Below are 17,967 nucleotides of genomic sequence, written 5' to 3'. Positions count from 1 at the left end.
TGATGCTGGTGACGCTACAGCGGATCGTCGAAAGTGTGAATAAAGCGGCTGACTTTCAGCTGGCGCTTCGCACGATGGTGTCTCAAGTGCGCTCGGCACTTGAGACAGACAGTTGTAGCGTATTTTTAGCCGATGCCCAAGCCCATCAGTACGTGATGGCGGCAAGTGATGGTTTAGCGGATGCGTCTGGCGAGCCGATTCGAGTTGATTTTGGGGATGGTATTATCTCGCTCGCCGCGCAACGTGAAGAGCCACTGAATATTGCTGATATCAGTAATCATCCAGCTAACAAAGAACTACTAGACTCGAATGAGTCGCAGTACCGCGCGTTACTGGCAGCGCCCATTATCCATCGCCGTAAAGTGCTGGGGATTCTTGTTGTACATCAAAGTGAGGCGCGTCACTTTACGCGTGAGGAAGAGGCCTTTGTCGTGACATTGGCGGCACAGCTATCGGTCGTCATCGCACACGCAAATACTAAGGGTCTACTCACCGATGAGCACTCGCCTTGGGTGCACAGCATTCAAGCGTTGCCCGGCTCGCCGGGAGTAGCGATTGGGGATGCGTATGTTGCGCGGCCCGAGGTCAGTTTAAAGGAAGTATCACCGCAAAAAACCGACCGTCCGTTACATGAAGTACGCAAGTTTCGACAGGCCGTCGCGCGTACCCGTGCTGAATTAAAGCAACTTGCTGAACGTATGTATGGTCAGGTGCCTGACGATACTTTGGCAATATTCGATGTCTATCAAGGTATGTTGGATGCGGCAAGCTTAGGCAATGCCGTTGAAGCAATGATCGGACAAGGGTGGCGAGCACAAACCGCGTTAAAGCACGTGGTCGAAGAGTTTGTTGATCAGTTTGAAGCACTCGAGGACTCTTATCTTCGTGAGCGTGCCACAGACGTACGAGATATTGGGCAAAGAGTACTCATGCACTTGCAGCAACGTCAACGTAAGCGGCGAGCGTTTCCCGAGCAAGGTATATTGGTCGCCGACGAGGTGACAGCCTCTATGTTGGCGGAGCTACCACGCACCAAAATTGCTGGCATCATCTCTTTACGAGGCTCAAGTAACTCGCATGCCGCGATTATGGCACGAAGCATGGGTATTCCCGCTGTCTTAGGCGTGGATGATATTGAGTTACATTATTTCTCCGAAAAAATCCTGATTGTTGATGGGTATACGGGCGAAGTCTACATTAACCCGCCGCCGCAAGTGCGTGAGCAGTATCAACACTTAGCTGATGAAGAAGAAGAGCTGAAATCCATCGTTGCAGAACATGCGCATTTGCCAGCACAAACGCAAGATGGACAACGTGTCAGCCTGCATCTCAACTTGGGACTCGATATTCATCAGGAGCACTTAAAACACCTCAATATTGATGGTGTAGGACTGTACCGCTCTGAAATCCCTTTCATGATGCGCGAACAATTGCCGACAGAGGATGAACAGGTTGAAATGTACAAGGAAGTATTGGATTGCTTCCCAGACCAGCCTGTCATTATGCGGACTTTGGATGTGGGGGGTGACAAGCCGCTGCCCTACTTACAATTACAGGAAGATAATCCGTTTTTAGGATGGCGTGGGATTCGACTCACACTCGATCATCCAGAGATATTTTTGGTACAAATTCGAGCGATGTTACGAGCGAGCATCGGGCGCAGTAATCTACGTATTTTGCTACCGATGATTACCAGTGTGAGCGAAGTGGAAGAGGCTTCACGCTTACTTAAACAGGCTTACTTTGAAGTCGCCGAAGAGCAAGGTTGCGCGGTCGGTGTTAACTTATTTCAACCTCAGTTGGGCGTTATGATAGAGGTACCCGCCGCGATTTATCAGCTCCCCATGTTGGCAAGCAAAGTCGATTTTTTCTCGGTGGGCAGCAATGATTTAACCCAATACTTACTTGCCGTCGATCGCAATAATCGGCGTGTTGCGAGTCTGTACGATGCCTACCATCCTGCCGTACTTGCCAGCCTCGATGAAATTGCACGACGGTGTGAAGAGCTCGGCAAACCTGTCAGCGTCTGTGGTGAACTCGCCGGTGACCCGGGTGGAGCCTTGTTACTTGTGGCGATGGGTTATCGACAGTTGAGTATGAACAGTTACAACGTCGATCGCGTCCGCTGGATTTTGCGGAACGTACGTTCGAGTACATTGCAGGTGATGTTGGCTAAAGCATTACAGGCGCGTAGACCTGAGCAAGTTCGAAGCATGATTTCAGAAAAAATGGAAAGCATGGGCTTGGGTGGTTTTGTAAGGGCAGGGAAATAGCATATGGAACTTACAGTCATTGTTTGGTGCCTATTGGGCGGTGTGCTGGCCGGGACCTTAGCGGGTTTACTGGGTATTGGTGGTGGCTTAGTTATTGTGCCGCTGCTCGTCTATCTTGCACCTGAATTAGGTATTGAGCCGGCATTAGTGATGCCGACTGCAATTGCAACGAGTTTGGCTACGATTTGCATGACAACCGCGAGTTCGGCCTTTAGCCATTATCGCTCGGGCTTACAGGAGCGCTTTTGGGTCGTCCGCGTGTTACCCGGATTGTCGTTAGGCGCGATGGTAGGGGCATTTTTAGTGACTGCTGTCGACCCGCACTGGCTGAAAATGTTGTTTTCGACGGTATTGGTGGTACTCGCCATTCGCATGTCTTTACCGCAAAGTAAACGCGAAGTGAACGCTAAACATATTAAGCAGCGTTGGTTAAGCGTGGGCTCAACAAGCATTGGTGTTATCTCAGGGCTCGTTGGCATAGGCGGCGGTGCATTAACGGTGCCTTTTTTACAGCGTTGCGGGTTGTCCGTGCGACAAGCTATTGCGATATCTTCGCTAGGCAGTTTTATCATTGGTTGTAGTGCGGTACTCATTTTTATTATCAAAGGGTACAGCTCGGGTGTGGCGCACGGTGCATTAGGTATCATTCATGTCCCCGCGTGGCTAACCATATCGATTGCGTCAGTCATTTGTGCTCCAGTGGGCGCCAAACTGGCGCACAGTTTGCCGGTCAAACAGTTGCGGCGTATATTTGCAATCTTCCTCATTGTTGTGGCTATAAAGCTGATATTTTTTTAAGGAGTGAGTAGTGCCACTAAACGAATACATGCAGTTCCCTGATATCGATCCTGTGCTTTTTAGTATAGGCCCGTTAGCTATCCACTGGTACGGTGTGATGTACTTATTAGGGTTCGTTTTTGCTTTGTGGTGGGGTGGGCGACAAGCCGAGCGGTCGCCAAATTGGACGCGCGATAAATTCTCCGATCTCGTATTTTGGTGTTTTCTAGGTGTTTTGGTCGGTGGCCGCATCGGCTATGTGATTTTCTATCACTTTGACTTGTTCATGGCTGACCCGCTGTATTTATTTCGAGTATGGGAAGGCGGAATGTCTTTCCATGGCGGTTTGCTGGGCGTTATTGCAGCGATGTATCTTTATGCTCGCGTAACCCACCGCCGGTTTTTGGCGGTCGGTGACATGATTGCGCCTCTCGTGCCGATGGGATTATTCTTTGGACGGATGGGTAACTTCATCAACGGCGAACTGTGGGGACGTGTAACGGACGTGCCTTGGGCAATGATTTTTCCATCGGGTGGGCCCGTACCGCGGCATCCCTCACAGCTTTATGAAGCCGCACTAGAGGGCTTACTCTTGTTTGCGCTACTGTGGTGGTTCCAACGTAAGCCACACGGCACCGGTGCGGTCAGCGGTTTATTCTTACTGGGTTACGGTATAGCGCGTTTTACCGTCGAATTTTTCCGTGAGCCGGATGCGCATTTAGGCCTTCTCTCCTTGGGCATGTCGATGGGACAATGGCTTACAATTCCGATGATTATTTTAGGTGTCGGACTTCTGATTTACGCGCAAAAAAATAGCTCAAAAGCATAGGTCGATAATGAAACAATATCTTCAGCTGTGTCAGCGTATCATTGATGAAGGAGAGTGGGTGCACAACGCCCGGACCGGGATCAACTGTTTGACGGTGATTAACGCCGATTTAGAGTACGATGTCGAGCACAATCAGTTTCCTCTCATTACTACGCGTAAAAGCTATTACAAGGCGGCTATCGCTGAGCTACTGGGCTATCTGCGCGGTTATGACAGCGCTGCGCAATTTCGCGATATCGGCTGTAATACGTGGAACGCCAATGCCAATGAAAACGCCAGCTGGCTAGCCAATCCTCATCGCAAAGGGCCCGATGACATGGGGCGTGTTTATGGTGTTCAAGGCCGCGCTTGGCAACGACCGGACGGTAGCCAGTTTGACCAACTGCAAAAGGTCGTTGATGACTTAACTCAGGGCATTGACGATAGAGGCGAGATCGTTACGTTTTATAACCCCGGCGAGCTCGACATGGGATGCTTGCGTCCGTGTATGCATACGCACACTTTTTCGCTACTGAATGGCAAATTGTATTTGACGTCCTATCAGCGCAGTTGCGATGTCCCGCTTGGGTTGAACTTTAATCAAATTCAGTGTTTTGTGTTGTTAGCGCTTGTAGCGCGTATTACGGGACATAAACCGGGTAAAGTGTTTCACAAAATCGTCAACGCACACATTTATGAAAATCAACTTGAGCTTATGCGCGATGTGCAACTAAAGCGGGAGCCGTATCCATCGCCACAACTGCGTATTAATCCCGATATTAAAACGCTGCAGGATATTGAAACGTGGGTGACGAAAGACGATTTCTCGATTGAGGGTTATCAGCATCACCCGCCGATTAAATATCCATTTGCAGTCTAATGACCAAAGGTTAAACAAATGACGTTGAAGGTGACCCTGTGTGATGACTCACGGATGGCGCGTAAGCAGCTGATAAAAAGTTTACCCAAGGACTGGGATGCGACCGTGTATCAAGCAGAGCATGGCGAACAAGCATTGCAGCGGATCGAGAACGGCGAAGCGCAATTACTGCTGCTCGATCTGAATATGCCGATCATGGACGGCTATGAGGTGCTCGAGCATTTAGCGCAGTATGAACGTGACTGCGTCGTCATTGTCATTTCTGGTGATATTCAACCTGAGGCCTATCAACGCGTAATAAAACTCGGTGCACTCGCTTTTGTAAAAAAGCCATTCAAAACGACTGAAATAGCTCAACATCTACAACAGTTTGGTCTTTATCAGCCCGGTAGCGGTCATTTGCAGGAGGCGAGCGAAGTTGAAGTGGCAGCCAGCGCGTTGGACGTTTATCGCGAAGTGGCAAATGTCGCCATGGGTCAGGCAGGTGACCATATTGCTCGCGTATTAAATCAATTTATTGAGCTACCGGTGCCCAATGTTAACTGGATAGCTCCGTCAGAGCTACACATGGCGCTGCAATCCATTGATCAAGCGGAGCGTGTATCGGCGGTCAGCCAAGGGTTTGCAGGGTCGGGTATTTTAGGCGAGGCGCTCACGTTGCTCACCGATACGTCAGTGGAAGACGTGCGTCAGTTATTGGGCGAACAACTTTCGGGTACTGAACAGCAGCAGCGCATTGAAGCACTGATGGATATTGCTTCGATTATTACCTCCGCGTGTCTCAACGGTTTAGGTCATCAATTGCACGTCGAATTTACCGCATCGCAACCGGTGTTGCTAGGACAGCATAAATCCCTAGCGGATTTGCTGAGTCAGCCACAACAGCGTTGGCAAAAGGTGTTGGCGATAGAAATTGGTTATCAGCTCCCCAAACATCGCATTGGTTTCGATTTACTTATTTTGCTACCGGAAGATGCGGTGCAACGTTTAGACCAACAGGTCGCCCACTGGTACGCGGAATAAGGAGGCAGTGATGAGTGAAATGGATGAGTTACACGCTAAACTAAGCCTGCTAGGTGCTATTGATATCGGTATCGTAGTGCTTGATCGTGATTATCGCGTACAAATGTGGAATGAGTTTATGACCAACCACAGCGGTCTGCGCCCCAGTCAAGTTCGTGATAAAATCCTATTTGAATGTTGCCCTGAGATCGATGAGCATTGGTTTCGCCAGAAAGTAGAGCGCGTGTGGAACCTAGATGCCCGGGTGTTCATTACTTGGGAACAGCGCCCCTATGTGTTTCGATTCCGACACAGTCGCCCGCTGAGCGGGCAGCAGCAATGGATGCAACAGAATATTACCCTTATGCCACTGCATGATACGCGTGGCGAGATATTTCAGGTAGGACTGATACTTTATGACGTCAGCGAGCAAGCAACCCGCACCGAATGACCAAGCCCAAGGTGGCGTTGAACGCGTCTACGGACGCAAAGCACTGAAGACATTTCGTAACCAACACATTGCTATTGCCGGACTCGGTGGCGTCGGTTCGTGGGCCGTTGAAGCGCTTGCGCGTAGTGGTGTTGGCGAATTGACCTTGATTGATCTTGATGATGTCTGCGTGACTAATATTAACCGCCAGCTTCCCGCTGACTTTAACACGATAGGGCAGCTTAAAACCGAGGTATTGGCGGAGCGGGTACGTGCGATTAATCCCGCATGCAAGGTCAATATTGTTGACGATTTTTTACTAGAAGAAAACTTTGCTACTCACTTAAGCGGCGTTACCGCGGTATTGGATGCTATTGATAGCGTTAACACCAAGGCTGCTTTAGTAGCGCACTGTAAGCGTAATAAACTGCCATTAGTGGTCTGTGGCGGTGCGGGAGGACAAATAGATCCAACCCAAATTCGTGTAGCGGACCTGGCAAAAGCAAAACAGGACCCGTTGTTGGCTAAGGTGCGCTCTAAACTGCGCCGTGATTTTAATTTCTCCAAGAACCCTAAGCGCAAATGGGGCGTTGACTGCATTTATTCCGAGGAGCAGCTACGGTATCCCTGGGTCGCCGGAGAGCATGAGGGTGAAGTCACTCTTCAAAAACCCGGCAGCGGCACCATGCAAATGAACTGCAGTTCTGGTTTTGGTGCGGCAATGGTGGTCACTTGTAGCTTTGCCATGTTTGCAGTATCAACTTTGCTCAAGCGCATTGAGCGACGCGCTGCTTGAGTACTTTGCTCACGTTGTATAAACCATTGGCTCTAGACGGCGTCAGTTGTTGTGTGAGGCCGTAGTTGGCGAATAATTCATCAATGTCGAATTGAGCAATGTCCGTTGCGCTATGGCCGTCGAGCTCCGCTTGAATCAATGCTAATAACCCCTTAACAATGCGTGAGACGCTATCAAAGCGCACGGTAATACGCTGCTTGTCTTGGCAATCCAAATAGAGCCATACCGTTGCTTCACAGCCCCCAACTTCATGGGCTTTATCACGATATTGTTCGGGTAACGCTGGCATCGTTTTGGCAAGTTCGATAAGCTCACGATAGCGCTTTTCCCAACCGATAGGTTTGCGTGAAGGCTGTATCACTGTGTAAACTCCTGATTACAACAAATTTCTGTTATTGTCGCATAACTTGTGAGATAGCCTCCAGTCTAGGATAATAGCGGAGTTAACAAATTTTAAATCCAGGTAACTTAGATCAGTTCCAACAAAAGGAAAGTGACATGAAAATACTTGTCGCGGTGAAGCGCGTCATTGACTACAACGTCAAAGTACGCGTGAAGCCAGATCAGTCAGACGTCGATTTGGCTAACGTCAAAATGGCGCTTAACCCGTTCTGTGAGATCGCAGTCGAAGAAGCTGTGCGCTTGAAAGAAGCAGGCACAGCCGATGAGGTTGTGGTGGTATCTATTGGACCCAAAGCAGTGCAAGAGCAATTGCGTACCGCATTGGCGTTAGGTGCTGACCGCGCTATCCAAGTTGAAACCGACGATATGCCGGATTCACTTTCAGCCGCAAAAATCCTTAAAGGCGTTGTTGAGCGTGAAGAGCCTGACATGATCATTTTAGGTAAGCAGTCGATTGACTCGGATAATAACCAAACCGGTCAAATGCTAGCTGCGCTTACTGATATGCCTCAAGGCACATTCGCATCGAAAGTAGAAGTGGCTGATGGTCACGTTTCTGTAACGCGCGAAGTTGATGGAGGCTTGCAAACGGTGAAGTTGGCTCTGCCGGCAGTCGTCACGACTGACTTACGTTTAAACGAACCGCGTTATGCTTCGTTGCCGAACATCATGAAAGCAAAGCGTAAGCCACTTGAAACTGTTTCAACTGACGACTTGGACGTTTCGGTGAAACGTACTGTGAAGCTACTCAAAGTTGAATCGCCAGCAGAACGTAGTGCGGGCGTTAAAGTGGCAGACGTAGATGAGCTTGTCGATAAACTGAAGAATGAGGCCAAAGTCCTATGAGCATCTTAGTGGTTGCAGAACACGACAATAACGCCGTAAATCCTGCCACGCTGAAAACCTTGGCGGCGGCGAAAGCCATTGGCGGTGATATTGATGTATTAGTCGCAGGTAAAGACTGCGCAACAGTCGCTGATGAGCTCGCAAAGGCTGAAGGCGTCAACAAAGTAGTGTTGGCCGACAATGCCGTGTACGAACATCAGCTCGCAGAAAATGTAAGCAAGTTAGTTGCCGATTTGGGCAAAGACTACAGTCACGTACTCGCGCCAGCAACGACAACGGGCAAAAACTTTATGCCGCGTGTGGCTGCATTGCTCGATGTGGCGCAAATTTCTGACATTATTGCGGTTGAATCTGCGGATACGTTTAAGCGTCCGATCTATGCAGGCAACGCGATTGCGACCGTGCAAGCCGAAGATGCCATTAAGGTGATTACGGTGCGGGCGACTGCTTTTGATGCGGTGGCAAGCGAAGGCGGTTCGGGCTCGGTTGAAGCGATTGATGCGGTCTTTGATAACGACAAGTCTGAATTTGTCGGAGAACAATTAGCCGAATCAGAGCGTCCAGAATTGACCGCCGCCGAAATCGTTATTTCGGGTGGTCGTGGTATGCAAAATGGCGAAAACTTTAAATTGATCGAAGATATCGCTGACAAACTAGGCGCAGCTGTGGGTGCTTCGCGCGCCGCTGTAGACGCAGGCTTTGTACCGAATGATATGCAGGTAGGTCAAACCGGTAAGATCGTTGCGCCACAATTGTATATTGCCGTCGGTATCAGTGGGGCTATCCAACACTTAGCGGGTATGAAAGACTCAAAAGTGATTGTCGCTATTAATAAAGACGAAGAAGCACCTATCTTCCAAGTGGCCGATTATGGCTTGGTCGCTGATTTATTTGAAGTCTTACCTGAGTTAAACGAAAAACTCTAGTTATTCTCGCCTTTAATGACACGGTCGATTACCGCGTTTTAACAATCGACCGTGTCAATTTCGATACTTTTCGACCTGATGTACTTGCATATTTTTAACTCATCGGACATGATTCAATCATCACCGCCGTAAAAGTCAAAAACATTAGGTGGATCACAATGAAAAGAAGAACAACTATGTTAAAAAAATTACCTCTCGCGTCAGCCATCGCGCTGGCATTCGCTTTGCCTGCGCAAGCCGCGGACTTTGAAGTTGGCGATTTCGACGTTAGCTTTACCTCGATTCTTTCTTATGGCGCTGCGTGGCGCATGGAAGACCCATCAATGCGTTTGATCCATCCAGGTAACCGTGCAGGCGGCATGGCCGGATCGAGTGTCGGTGATGATGGTAACCTGAACTTCGAAAAAGGTGACTTGGTTAGTTCTGTATTCAAAGGCGTGCACGATTTAAGTATCGACGGCGGCGATTACGGTGCGTTTATTCGCTTCAACTACTGGTATGACTTCGTCATCTCTGAAGAGAATATGCCGCATGGTCATCCGGGTAACAACTACTACCCTGACACAAAACTTAACGACGATGTGTTCGACGATTACTCGCAAGGGAGCGGTATTGAGTTACTCGATGCGTTTGTCTTCGCTAATTTCGATTTGGGTGATATGCCCACCAGCTTGCGCGTCGGTCGCCAAGTATTGAGTTGGGGTGAGAGTACCTTTGTCTTCAATGGTATCAACGACATCAACCCTCTTGATGTAAACGCCGCGCGTCGTCCCGGTGCAGAAATCAAGGAAGCGCTGTTGCCTGTGGGTATGGTCAGCCTCAACGTGGGCTTGACCGACAGCTTGAGTCTCGCAGCGTTTTATCAATACGAGTGGGACAACACCAAACTCGATGGTTGTGGTACATTTTTCTCAAGTGTCGACATTATCGGTGGCCCAGGTTGCGGCAAAGTGACGCTGAACCCACAATTGGTGCCAGGCGACCCTAATAGTTATTTAAGTGATAGAGAATCCGTAGAAGCGGGCGCTTATATTGGTAGTAACCCACGTCTTGAAGCCTCTGACAGTGGTCAGTGGGGTATGAACCTGCGCTACTACTCAATCGACCTCGATACCGAGTTCGGTTTGTATTTCATGAATTTGCATAATAATACGCCAATTATCTCAGCGTATAACTGGACCGTTGATCCTGAGCAATTCATGGATGCAGCGGATCGTCAGAACCCTAATTACACCTATGCAACGCCGAACGGTTACCCTATCGATGGTCCTCGTTTGGTTATTGAATACCCTGAAGATACAGAGTTGTACGGTGCAAGCTTCAGTACTAATATTGGTCTTTGGTCAATTGGCGGTGAGTATAGCTATCGCAAAGACATGCCTGTACAAATCAACACCACAGAGATCTTAACAGCGGGTTTGCGTCCTAACGTACCGAGTACCTTTGGTGACCGTGTACAAAGCACTGAACTAGGTGGTTTAGCTCACGGGTATGACCGGTTGGACGTGAGTCAGGCGCAAGCAAGTTTCGTTCGTTTCTTCGATCGTTTCATGGGCGCTGACCGCATGACCTTCGTGGGCGAAATCGCAATGAACCAAGTACATGACCTGCCGGGCTTAGAAGAGCAGCGTTACGGTCGTTTACCGTTATTTGGTAAGTGCCTATTACCGAGTGAAGTCGGTCCAACAGCAGCCGGTAACTGTGAAGGCTTTGTGACAGAAAACTCTTGGGGCTATCGCACACGCCTACAATGGGAATATTTGAGTGTTTGGAACGGTTGGAGCTTAACGCCAACGCTTCAGTTTAATCATGACGTTGACGGTTACTCTCCAAACAGTAACTTTATTGAAGACCGTAAGTCAGTCGGCTTAAATTTAGCGGCTGATTACTTGTCGACTTATAAAGTGACATTGGGTTATACCCAGTACACAGGTGGCGACTTTGATGCGACTACCGATCGTGACTACGCATCAGTAAGTTTCTCATACGCATTCTGATGATGCTGTCAGTTTGTACAAAAAGCATGCTTATTTAACTTGCATGTTTAACGCACTAACGCTAAAACCGTCTCTTATGAGGCGGTTTTTTATTTGTAGGCAACACGGAGAGAACACGCATGAAAAAGTGGCTAATGGGAGCGATAGCGGTGACGTTGTCGGCCAGTGCCGTTGCACAGACGGAGCGCACGTTGCAGTTACAGAATGTCTTTGATCTCGAGTATGCAGCGTCGCCCGCATTGCATCCAAGTGGAGACTACGGTGTGTTTGTGCGTCAATCGATGGACATTAAGCATGACCAAAAAACAGGGCGCATATGGACGGTAAAACCGAACGGTGACATCCGCCCGCTTACGGGCGATTCTGCTCATGAGTGGAGTCCTGTTTGGTCACCCGATGGCAAACGGCTCGCTTTTATCTCGGACGCTTCGGGTAGCCCACAAATTGCAATTTATTGGACCGACACGGGCAAACATGCGGTTGTGAGTGAATTGACGCAAACGCCGAGTTCGTTGAGTTGGTCGCCCAACGGTGACTATATCGCGTTTAGCCAATTTACTCCGATTAAGTCGGCAGCCCCTGTGTCGTTGCCGGGTAAGCCGGAAGGCGCTGACTGGACCGCGCCTCCGCAGTTCGTTGACAAAGACAACTATCGTTACGATGGTGGCGGTTACGTCAGTGATGGCTATCAACAAATTTATGTGATCAGCGCCGAGGGCGGCACTGCGCGTCAAATCACCGATGACGAGTATAATAGCGGTGGTGATCTGGAGTGGTCAGCGGACGGCAAACAAATTTATTTCTCGGCAAACCGCCGCAGCGATGCGTTTCGCCAACCGATGAACAGTGAAATTTATGCGGTTCAAGTCGATACGGGGCAAGTACGTACTCTAACTGACCGCAATGGTCCTGATGGTGCGCCAAAACGTTCGCCTAACGGCGATTGGCTCGCCTTCATTGGCAATGACGATAACGGCATGAGCTCACAGATTTCACGTCTTTACGTGATGTCCGTGGATGGTACCCAGTCACGTGTACTGACATCGGAATTAGATCGTAGTGTGACAGGTTTCGCATGGGACACTGACGGTGAGGGTATTTACTTTACATACGATGATAAGGGTGTCGGTCAATTAGCGCGCACTGATCTTGACGGTGACTACGAACCGTTAACGGATCGTGTTGGCGGTTTATCTTATGGTCGTCCTTATGGTGGCGGTGACTTTTCAGTCGCAGGTGATGATCAAGTGTTATATACCTTATCAAACCCATTGCGTCCTGCCGATTTAGCATGGTGGGATGATGGCGACAACCGACAAGTCACACAACTTAATGAAGATGCGCTCGGTCATAAGCAGCTCGCGCAGGTTGAAGAAATCACCTATAAATCGTCGGTGGATGGCCGAGATCTACAGGGCTGGATTGCTTATCCCCCCAATTTCGATAAAGATAAAAACTATCCATTAATTTTAGAAATTCACGGCGGCCCCCATACAAACTACGGTCCACGCTTTTCCGTAGAGGTACAGTTGTACGCAGCGGCAGGATACGTGGTGCTATATACCAACCCGCGGGGGTCAACCAGTTACGGTGATGACTTTGCCAATGAAATACATCAGAACTACCCCAGTCATGACTATGATGACTTGATGGATGGTGTGGATGCCGTTATCGATAAAGGCTTTATCGATGAAGACCAATTATATGTCACCGGCGGTAGCGGCGGTGGTGTTTTAACCGCTTGGATTGTCGGACACACCGATCGTTTCCGTGCAGCGGTGGTAGCGAAGCCTGTTATCAACTGGTACAGCTTCGTATTAACGGCGGATATGTATAACTACTTCTATCAATATTGGTTCCCTGGTTTACCATGGGAAAATCTTGAGCAGTATATGAAGCATTCGCCTATCAGTTACGTAGGTAACGTCACGACGCCCACCATGTTATTAACCGGTGAGCAAGATTATCGAACGCCGATTTCAGAGACTGAGCAGTATTATCAGGCGCTAAAATTAGCGGGTGTTGAGACAGCGATGGTACGAATTCAAAACTCTGGACATAGCATTTATGCGCGCCCGAGTAACTTGATGAATAAAGTAGCCTATATTTTGTATTGGTTTGAACAGCACAAATCAGACGACTAACGCTATATATCCTCAAAAAAGCCGGCATGAACGCCGGCTTTTTCGTATCTTAAACATACCTACTGGATACTTTCTAAGTAGCGATTCACCGCATACTCTGGCGTCACTTTATCGCGTAATGCCCACTGATCATGGTCAATGGTTACGGGCTCGTTTAGCATAGCCACTAAACGCTCTGCCAGTGCATTCGGGTCATTCATCGGTACCAACCAATCTTCTAAAATACCCTCAGCGATTTCGGTCGGACCACACTGACACCGTGTTGAAACAAACGGCGTGCCACACACAACAGACTCGACAAGTACGTTAGGAAGACCTTCAAAATCTGAACTTAACGCCAAACATTGGGCTTGTTTAATCCAAGGAAACGGATTGTTTTGGAACCCTGGCACAATCACGTCATCGTGTGCATCAAACCGATCGAGTAACCGGCGTAGCTTTTTATCTTTGCGGGTTAACAATACTAACTTAACGTCGGGTCGGTGTTGGCGAACCTGCTTAAATGCGGCGAGCAACACATCATGACGTTTTGCTTTGGCGCAACGTCCAATATGGATGACATAGGGCGTATCAGGGATCGCATCGTGAGTCTGTGCGGCCTGGCGCTGGATATCTTCCCAGTCAATAGGGTTGTGGATCGACTCGACGGTACCAAGGGGGAGCCAATCATTAGCCGCTGAGTATTCCCGTGCTAATTCGTCAGATACGGCAATAACGTGTTGATCCTTGAGTGACAACTTCTTGCGTTTTAGTCGCCAATGTTTTAACCAGCTCATACGGCGTGCGGTAGCCATCTCGCCTTCGAGGGAGGTATGCACCACATAGCGCTTGGGGATATCACGCGGTAAGCGACGGACCACCCAATGTGCTTCATCCAAATGGGCAAACAGTGCGCTAATACGGGTGTTGCTGTCTCCCTCTATTGTTTTTAAGCAGCGTTCAAGAGAGGCGACCATTTGCCTTGATTTACCCAGTAAATCAATATTCTTGGTATTCTCAAATGGAAGCATGTGAATATTGGTGAGCCGCTCGATGTCGTAGACACCTTTAGTACACAACACGACAATATGGTGATCAATTCCACGCTTGAGAAACTGTTCATGTAAGCGTAGGCACACTTTTTCAGCACCACCGCCTGTTAAGGTCGGTATAACAGTTACTATCGTCGTCATCGATGACTCGCCTTTTTTAATTTAAATTTGATAGATTCTTTTAGCTTTGTCCAACGGCGCTGCTTGAGGTCTTTGCGTTGGGCCATTTGCTGAATTTCACTTTCGGCATCACTCACGTTGGCGACATAGGGCACCAAGCCTTGAACCTTTATACCGAGTTCCCACTCCCATTGCAGATCAACATCAATGGCACGGAAAAAGGGTGGACGATGACTGAGCAGAGTCTCCGCCCCCTGAAAGCTAACTGCTTGTGCGACCGTGCCTGTGGGTGCTTTGGGATAATCTACAAGTGTGAAGCGGTCGAGTGCTGTTCGCGTTTGGTAAGGACGCTTTTTAAAGGGGTTAGCCAGCTTAATATAGTCCCATTCATTGCTATGAGTGAACTGTTCGATAGCACTGATAGCATGGGGGAATTGATCGTCTAAGACTAAATCATCTTCAAGAATAATGGCGAAATCGAGTTTGTCGGTAATAATCCGTCGCCAACACTCAACATGGCTGAGGTAGCATCCAATTTCACCAATCGTCAAATTATAAGCGGTTCGTCGTTCGGCTTGCTCAGTATCAAACGCCGCATCGATCTCTGCTCCCGTGAGCTTTGAACCATCCACCGCTGATACTCGCTCAAACGGCACATTGAGCCGATTCAATTGTTGCGCGGCTTTTTCCAAGCGCTCGGTAGAGCGATCTAAGTTAATCAAGAAAATTTTCACATTCATCAGCGGCTTGATCCTTGCTTTAGATCTCTAAATAGATTGAGATAGTGTTGGCTCATCTGAGTTTGCGTGTAATGCGAGAGGGCGTCTTGACGGGCCGATAGCGCAAGACGGTCGCAGAGTGAATCGTCTTTTACCAACCGCTCAAGTTGGTCAGCTAAGTGCTCCGCGTCTTGGTGCCGATGTGTCAGACCGTTGCTGTCTTCAACAATGACTTCTTGTACACCGGGTACTTGGCTACCAACGACCGCACATCCAGCCGCCATGGCTTCGATCAAAGTCAGCGGCATTCCCTCATAATGAGTACACTGCACAAAAATACGTGTGCTTTTTAGCAATTCCGGCACGTCTGAGCGAAAACCCGCAAACTCAACTTGAGATTCCAGACCTAATGTTTGGACTTGTTGTTTGAGCCCATCAACGATACGTGGCTTACCCTTGCCAACGAGGTGCAGCTTAACGTTTACATGGCGCTGCTGCAAAATGGCGATCGCCTCGATGAGAGTACGATGGTCCTTTTGCTTTGCAATACGCGCTACCATGATAATGTCATTTGGGCGCTTTGATGCTGGTACGGGTTCATCGATGAAAGGGTCGGGCTTAATGCCATTGCTAATCGCTATGCATTTGTCAGCGTCATAACCCCGCCTAAGGAGTACTTGGCGGACACCTTCTGAACAGCCAACAATGGCATCTGTGACTGTATTTAGTTTACGCGATAGCCAATAGCGAAACCGGGTGTAACGCTCTTTGGTGTTGTGTTCCACTTGAACGATATGCGGCACACCCGCCAAGTAAGCCGCCAAGCGGCCCCACAAATGTTCACTGAATCCATGGGCGACAAAAACATCAGGTTTTAACTGGTGACAAAGACGTACGAGTGCGAAGACAGTTGTAAGGTGTAGCCAGTTATTAACGACATACACGCGAATACCTTCCTGCCTGAGTGCTTCGACCCGCTGTTTGGGCATATGGCTTTTCTTTCGAAGCACCAGAATGCTCTCTACGTCGGGCTCGTGCTGCGTCGCACGCACCAAAGATAGAGCGACCTGCGTAGCGCCGCCGGAAAAACCACCCGTAACAAAATGAATGACTCGCAAAAACGATGTACCTTTTAAAACCTAGCTAGTGAGTGGCATTATAGGGCAAAGTGAATCATCAAGTAAGGTCGTATCATGGCAAAAGCGTGGCAGCCACTCCTGGCAGAGGAAAAGCAAAAAGAATACTTTGTGCAACTCATGCAGCGTGTCGAACAGGCGCGAGAAACAGAGGTTATCTTTCCACCCGAATCGGAGGTGTTTAACGCGCTTAAACTGACTGCGCCTGAGCAGGTTAAAGTCGTTATTTTGGGGCAAGACCCTTACCATGGGCCTGGACAAGCGCATGGCTTGAGCTTTTCGGTACCTGAGGGCGTTAAATTGCCGCCCTCATTGCGGAATATTCTCAAGGCAATTATGCAAGATTACCCCGAAGCACAAGCACCGACTCATGGTGATTTAACGGCTTGGGCGCAACAAGGTGTGCTGCTACTCAACACGGTACTCACGGTGGCACAGGGTCAGGCACATAGTCACGCAAATTGGGGCTGGGAAACCTTCACCGACACAGTGATTGAGCGCTTAGCTAACGAGTACGACAACATCGTATTTATGTTGTGGGGCGCTCATGCGCAAAAAAAGGCAGCACTTATCCCGGACGATAAGCACTGCATATTAAAGGCACCTCATCCTTCACCATTATCCGCTCATCGTGGCTTTTTCGAAGCGCATCACTTTGTGCAAGCCAATCAATACCTCATGGCGCACGGACGGACACCCATTCAATGGGCGCCGGGTATCAGCGTCGATTAACTTCACGATGAAACTGTTTGATAGCCGCAAGCATGTGCAGCGCGATCAAACTTGGTAGTACGTAAGTTGCCAGGATCTTGTGTATTTCTTCGGCGGGTTCATGAAGCCATGACCAACCGGAGAGATCAATAAGCCAAGTAGTTTGTGAAGAAAGAGCGATCCCTTCGCCTTCGGTGAATAAGTATAAAGGACCGGTGATGAGCACGACTAAGAGTGTCAGTAACATCAAGCTTTGTAATCCTTTAGCGAGCTTAAATGTTGTTTGCTCATCGGGCTCTGGCGCGCGAAAGCCTGCGAATGCTCTAAATCCAATGCGCACTAATAAGAAGAGCCCAAGATAAAAGCCTGTCGTTACATGAATGCCTTCAACGGCATGTTTAAAGGTGCGTTCGTCGGCAAATACCATCATAAAGCCGAGTGTTAACATGATTGAGAGTGCGATTACAGTGAGCCAGTGCATAAACTGTGCAAGCGCAGAGTAATGTGTGGATGTATTCATGAGTTTAACCTCGTTGATTCACTTGGCTTTAGCCTATGCCGTGAAACTTAAATTTATCTTAATTAGAGCAACTTTCGTTTAACTTATTCCTTACAAGTGTCTATGTCATGATCCATGTCATGTAAGATTCATCCACAGTTAACATATTTGAAACAAACTGCTTTTATTCTTGCAAAAAGTGTGATATTTAATCATATGTGAACAAATTGTTAGGCAGTTTGTTTTGTGCGCTAATCCATAATTATAATGATACTGAGAGGTAGTCATGGACCATTCAGAAGAGCTTCAGAAAGTAAGTGAAAAATCATCGAAAGGACGCACAAGTAAGCGTAGGTGGCGTGAAATAGAACAATTAAAAGAAAAATACCTCTTACGCGAGGAGCTCACCGATATCGATTCTTCGTTTGATATCGATTTGGAAGAAATCGAGCTTCGTTAAAAGAAAAAGG

18 protein-coding genes are annotated in these 17,967 nt (G+C 48.5%); 13 read left to right on the top strand and 5 right to left on the bottom strand.

All coding sequences use genetic code 11. The annotated features are described in order from the left end of the window. Positions 1 to 2 precede the first annotated feature (2 nt). The 7 genes from ptsP to tcdA are packed head-to-tail and all read left to right on the top strand — an operon-like array spanning position 3 to position 6,966. A complete protein-coding gene (gene ptsP, locus AC3AP5_RS09705) occupies positions 3 to 2,273 on the top strand; it encodes a phosphoenolpyruvate--protein phosphotransferase (RefSeq protein WP_272977676.1) in 2,271 nt (756 codons plus the stop codon). A gap of 3 nt (positions 2,274 to 2,276) precedes the next feature. Beyond that, positions 2,277 to 3,071, top strand: coding sequence for a sulfite exporter TauE/SafE family protein (locus AC3AP5_RS09700; RefSeq protein WP_487326632.1), 795 nt, complete (start codon positions 2,277 to 2,279; stop codon positions 3,069 to 3,071). Between the two features lie 10 nt (positions 3,072 to 3,081). Further along, a complete protein-coding gene (lgt, locus tag AC3AP5_RS09695) occupies positions 3,082 to 3,879 on the top strand; it encodes a prolipoprotein diacylglyceryl transferase (protein WP_487326631.1) in 798 nt (265 codons plus the stop codon). Between the two features lie 7 nt (positions 3,880 to 3,886). Next, positions 3,887 to 4,738 carry a thymidylate synthase gene (locus AC3AP5_RS09690; protein WP_487326630.1) on the top strand — a complete coding sequence of 284 codons (852 nt, stop codon included), beginning with the start codon at positions 3,887 to 3,889 and terminating at the stop codon, positions 4,736 to 4,738. Between the two features lie 18 nt (positions 4,739 to 4,756). Beyond that, the gene (locus AC3AP5_RS09685) at positions 4,757 to 5,761 is read left to right on the top strand and encodes a response regulator (RefSeq protein WP_487326629.1); all 1,005 of its coding nucleotides are present in this window, start codon (positions 4,757 to 4,759) and stop codon (positions 5,759 to 5,761) included. A gap of 10 nt (positions 5,762 to 5,771) precedes the next feature. Then, positions 5,772 to 6,191, top strand: coding sequence for a PAS domain-containing protein (locus AC3AP5_RS09680; protein WP_071463145.1), 420 nt, complete (start codon positions 5,772 to 5,774; stop codon positions 6,189 to 6,191). Then, positions 6,157 to 6,966 (top strand): tRNA cyclic N6-threonylcarbamoyladenosine(37) synthase TcdA, encoded by an 810-nt coding sequence (gene tcdA / locus AC3AP5_RS09675; RefSeq protein WP_487326628.1) that lies wholly within the window; start codon positions 6,157 to 6,159, stop codon positions 6,964 to 6,966. The genes AC3AP5_RS09680 and tcdA overlap by 35 nt, the downstream gene beginning before the upstream one ends. Here tcdA and AC3AP5_RS09670 read toward each other — a convergent pair. After that, positions 6,938 to 7,327 (bottom strand): SufE family protein, encoded by a 390-nt coding sequence (locus AC3AP5_RS09670; RefSeq protein WP_006957030.1) that lies wholly within the window; start codon positions 7,325 to 7,327, stop codon positions 6,938 to 6,940. The genes tcdA and AC3AP5_RS09670 overlap by 29 nt on opposite strands. Positions 7,328 to 7,464: 137 nt before the next feature. Between AC3AP5_RS09670 and AC3AP5_RS09665 the strand changes: the two genes are divergently transcribed. The 4 genes from AC3AP5_RS09665 (at position 7,465) to AC3AP5_RS09650 (ending at position 13,281) form a co-directional block, all read left to right on the top strand. Beyond that, on the top strand, positions 7,465 to 8,214 hold the full coding sequence (locus tag AC3AP5_RS09665; RefSeq protein ID WP_006957031.1) for an electron transfer flavoprotein subunit beta/FixA family protein: 750 nt from the start codon (positions 7,465 to 7,467) through the stop codon (positions 8,212 to 8,214). After that, entirely contained in the window at positions 8,211 to 9,140 is a 930-nt protein-coding gene (locus AC3AP5_RS09660) for an electron transfer flavoprotein subunit alpha/FixB family protein (protein WP_006957032.1), read from the top strand. The genes AC3AP5_RS09665 and AC3AP5_RS09660 overlap by 4 nt, the downstream gene beginning before the upstream one ends. A 176-nt stretch (positions 9,141 to 9,316) precedes the next feature. Continuing rightward, on the top strand, positions 9,317 to 11,137 hold the full coding sequence (locus tag AC3AP5_RS09655) for a DUF1302 domain-containing protein (RefSeq protein WP_487326627.1): 1,821 nt from the start codon (positions 9,317 to 9,319) through the stop codon (positions 11,135 to 11,137). Between the two features lie 119 nt (positions 11,138 to 11,256). Then, the gene (locus tag AC3AP5_RS09650; protein ID WP_487326626.1) at positions 11,257 to 13,281 is read left to right on the top strand and encodes a S9 family peptidase; all 2,025 of its coding nucleotides are present in this window, start codon (positions 11,257 to 11,259) and stop codon (positions 13,279 to 13,281) included. Between the two features lie 59 nt (positions 13,282 to 13,340). Here the strand turns inward: AC3AP5_RS09650 and AC3AP5_RS09645 are convergent, their stop codons facing one another. From AC3AP5_RS09645 to AC3AP5_RS09635, 3 genes are read right to left on the bottom strand one after another with little or no spacing between them, the layout of a single operon-like run. Beyond that, a complete protein-coding gene (locus tag AC3AP5_RS09645; RefSeq protein WP_006956967.1) occupies positions 13,341 to 14,453 on the bottom strand; it encodes a glycosyltransferase in 1,113 nt (370 codons plus the stop codon). Next, positions 14,450 to 15,172: a glycosyltransferase family 25 protein gene (locus tag AC3AP5_RS09640; RefSeq protein WP_006956966.1), complete on the bottom strand. Its 723-nt coding sequence runs from the start codon at positions 15,170 to 15,172 to the stop codon at positions 14,450 to 14,452. The genes AC3AP5_RS09645 and AC3AP5_RS09640 overlap by 4 nt, the downstream gene beginning before the upstream one ends. Next, positions 15,172 to 16,269 (bottom strand): glycosyltransferase, encoded by a 1,098-nt coding sequence (locus AC3AP5_RS09635; RefSeq protein WP_487326625.1) that lies wholly within the window; start codon positions 16,267 to 16,269, stop codon positions 15,172 to 15,174. The genes AC3AP5_RS09640 and AC3AP5_RS09635 overlap by 1 nt, the downstream gene beginning before the upstream one ends. 75 nt (positions 16,270 to 16,344) lie before the next feature. On the opposite strand from AC3AP5_RS09635, the gene ung reads away from it, so the two are divergent. Then, a complete protein-coding gene (ung, locus tag AC3AP5_RS09630; protein ID WP_487326624.1) occupies positions 16,345 to 17,019 on the top strand; it encodes a uracil-DNA glycosylase in 675 nt (224 codons plus the stop codon). Here the strand turns inward: ung and AC3AP5_RS09625 are convergent. After that, positions 17,006 to 17,518, bottom strand: coding sequence for a cytochrome b/b6 domain-containing protein (locus AC3AP5_RS09625; RefSeq protein ID WP_286681453.1), 513 nt, complete (start codon positions 17,516 to 17,518; stop codon positions 17,006 to 17,008). The two genes, ung and AC3AP5_RS09625, sit on opposite strands and share 14 nt — an antisense overlap. Positions 17,519 to 17,783: 265 nt before the next feature. Between AC3AP5_RS09625 and AC3AP5_RS09620 the strand changes: the two genes are divergently transcribed. Further along, positions 17,784 to 17,957, top strand: coding sequence for a DUF3545 family protein (locus AC3AP5_RS09620; RefSeq protein ID WP_006956962.1), 174 nt, complete (start codon positions 17,784 to 17,786; stop codon positions 17,955 to 17,957). Positions 17,958 to 17,967: the final 10 nt, after the last annotated feature.

This window comes from Idiomarina sp. D18 (assembly GCF_057748155.1).
The sequence above is the reverse complement of the archived record's forward strand: the minus strand, read 5'-3'. Positions and strand labels throughout refer to the sequence as shown.

Coding starts and splice junctions, on each gene's coding strand:
- ptsP (WP_272977676.1), top strand. CDS start 3: ATGCTGGTGACGCTACAGCGGATCGTCGAAAGTGTGAATAAAGCGGCT.
- AC3AP5_RS09700 (WP_487326632.1), top strand. CDS start 2,277: ATGGAACTTACAGTCATTGTTTGGTGCCTATTGGGCGGTGTGCTGGCC.
- AC3AP5_RS09690 (WP_487326630.1), top strand. CDS start 3,887: ATGAAACAATATCTTCAGCTGTGTCAGCGTATCATTGATGAAGGAGAG.
- AC3AP5_RS09685 (WP_487326629.1), top strand. CDS start 4,757: ATGACGTTGAAGGTGACCCTGTGTGATGACTCACGGATGGCGCGTAAG.
- AC3AP5_RS09680 (WP_071463145.1), top strand. CDS start 5,772: ATGAGTGAAATGGATGAGTTACACGCTAAACTAAGCCTGCTAGGTGCT.
- tcdA (WP_487326628.1), top strand. CDS start 6,157: ATGACGTCAGCGAGCAAGCAACCCGCACCGAATGACCAAGCCCAAGGT.
- AC3AP5_RS09665 (WP_006957031.1), top strand. CDS start 7,465: ATGAAAATACTTGTCGCGGTGAAGCGCGTCATTGACTACAACGTCAAA.
- AC3AP5_RS09660 (WP_006957032.1), top strand. CDS start 8,211: ATGAGCATCTTAGTGGTTGCAGAACACGACAATAACGCCGTAAATCCT.
- AC3AP5_RS09655 (WP_487326627.1), top strand. CDS start 9,317: ATGTTAAAAAAATTACCTCTCGCGTCAGCCATCGCGCTGGCATTCGCT.
- AC3AP5_RS09650 (WP_487326626.1), top strand. CDS start 11,257: ATGAAAAAGTGGCTAATGGGAGCGATAGCGGTGACGTTGTCGGCCAGT.
- AC3AP5_RS09645 (WP_006956967.1), bottom strand. CDS start 14,453: ATGACGACGATAGTAACTGTTATACCGACCTTAACAGGCGGTGGTGCT.
- AC3AP5_RS09640 (WP_006956966.1), bottom strand. CDS start 15,172: ATGAATGTGAAAATTTTCTTGATTAACTTAGATCGCTCTACCGAGCGC.
- ung (WP_487326624.1), top strand. CDS start 16,345: ATGGCAAAAGCGTGGCAGCCACTCCTGGCAGAGGAAAAGCAAAAAGAA.
- AC3AP5_RS09625 (WP_286681453.1), bottom strand. CDS start 17,518: ATGAATACATCCACACATTACTCTGCGCTTGCACAGTTTATGCACTGG.
- AC3AP5_RS09620 (WP_006956962.1), top strand. CDS start 17,784: ATGGACCATTCAGAAGAGCTTCAGAAAGTAAGTGAAAAATCATCGAAA.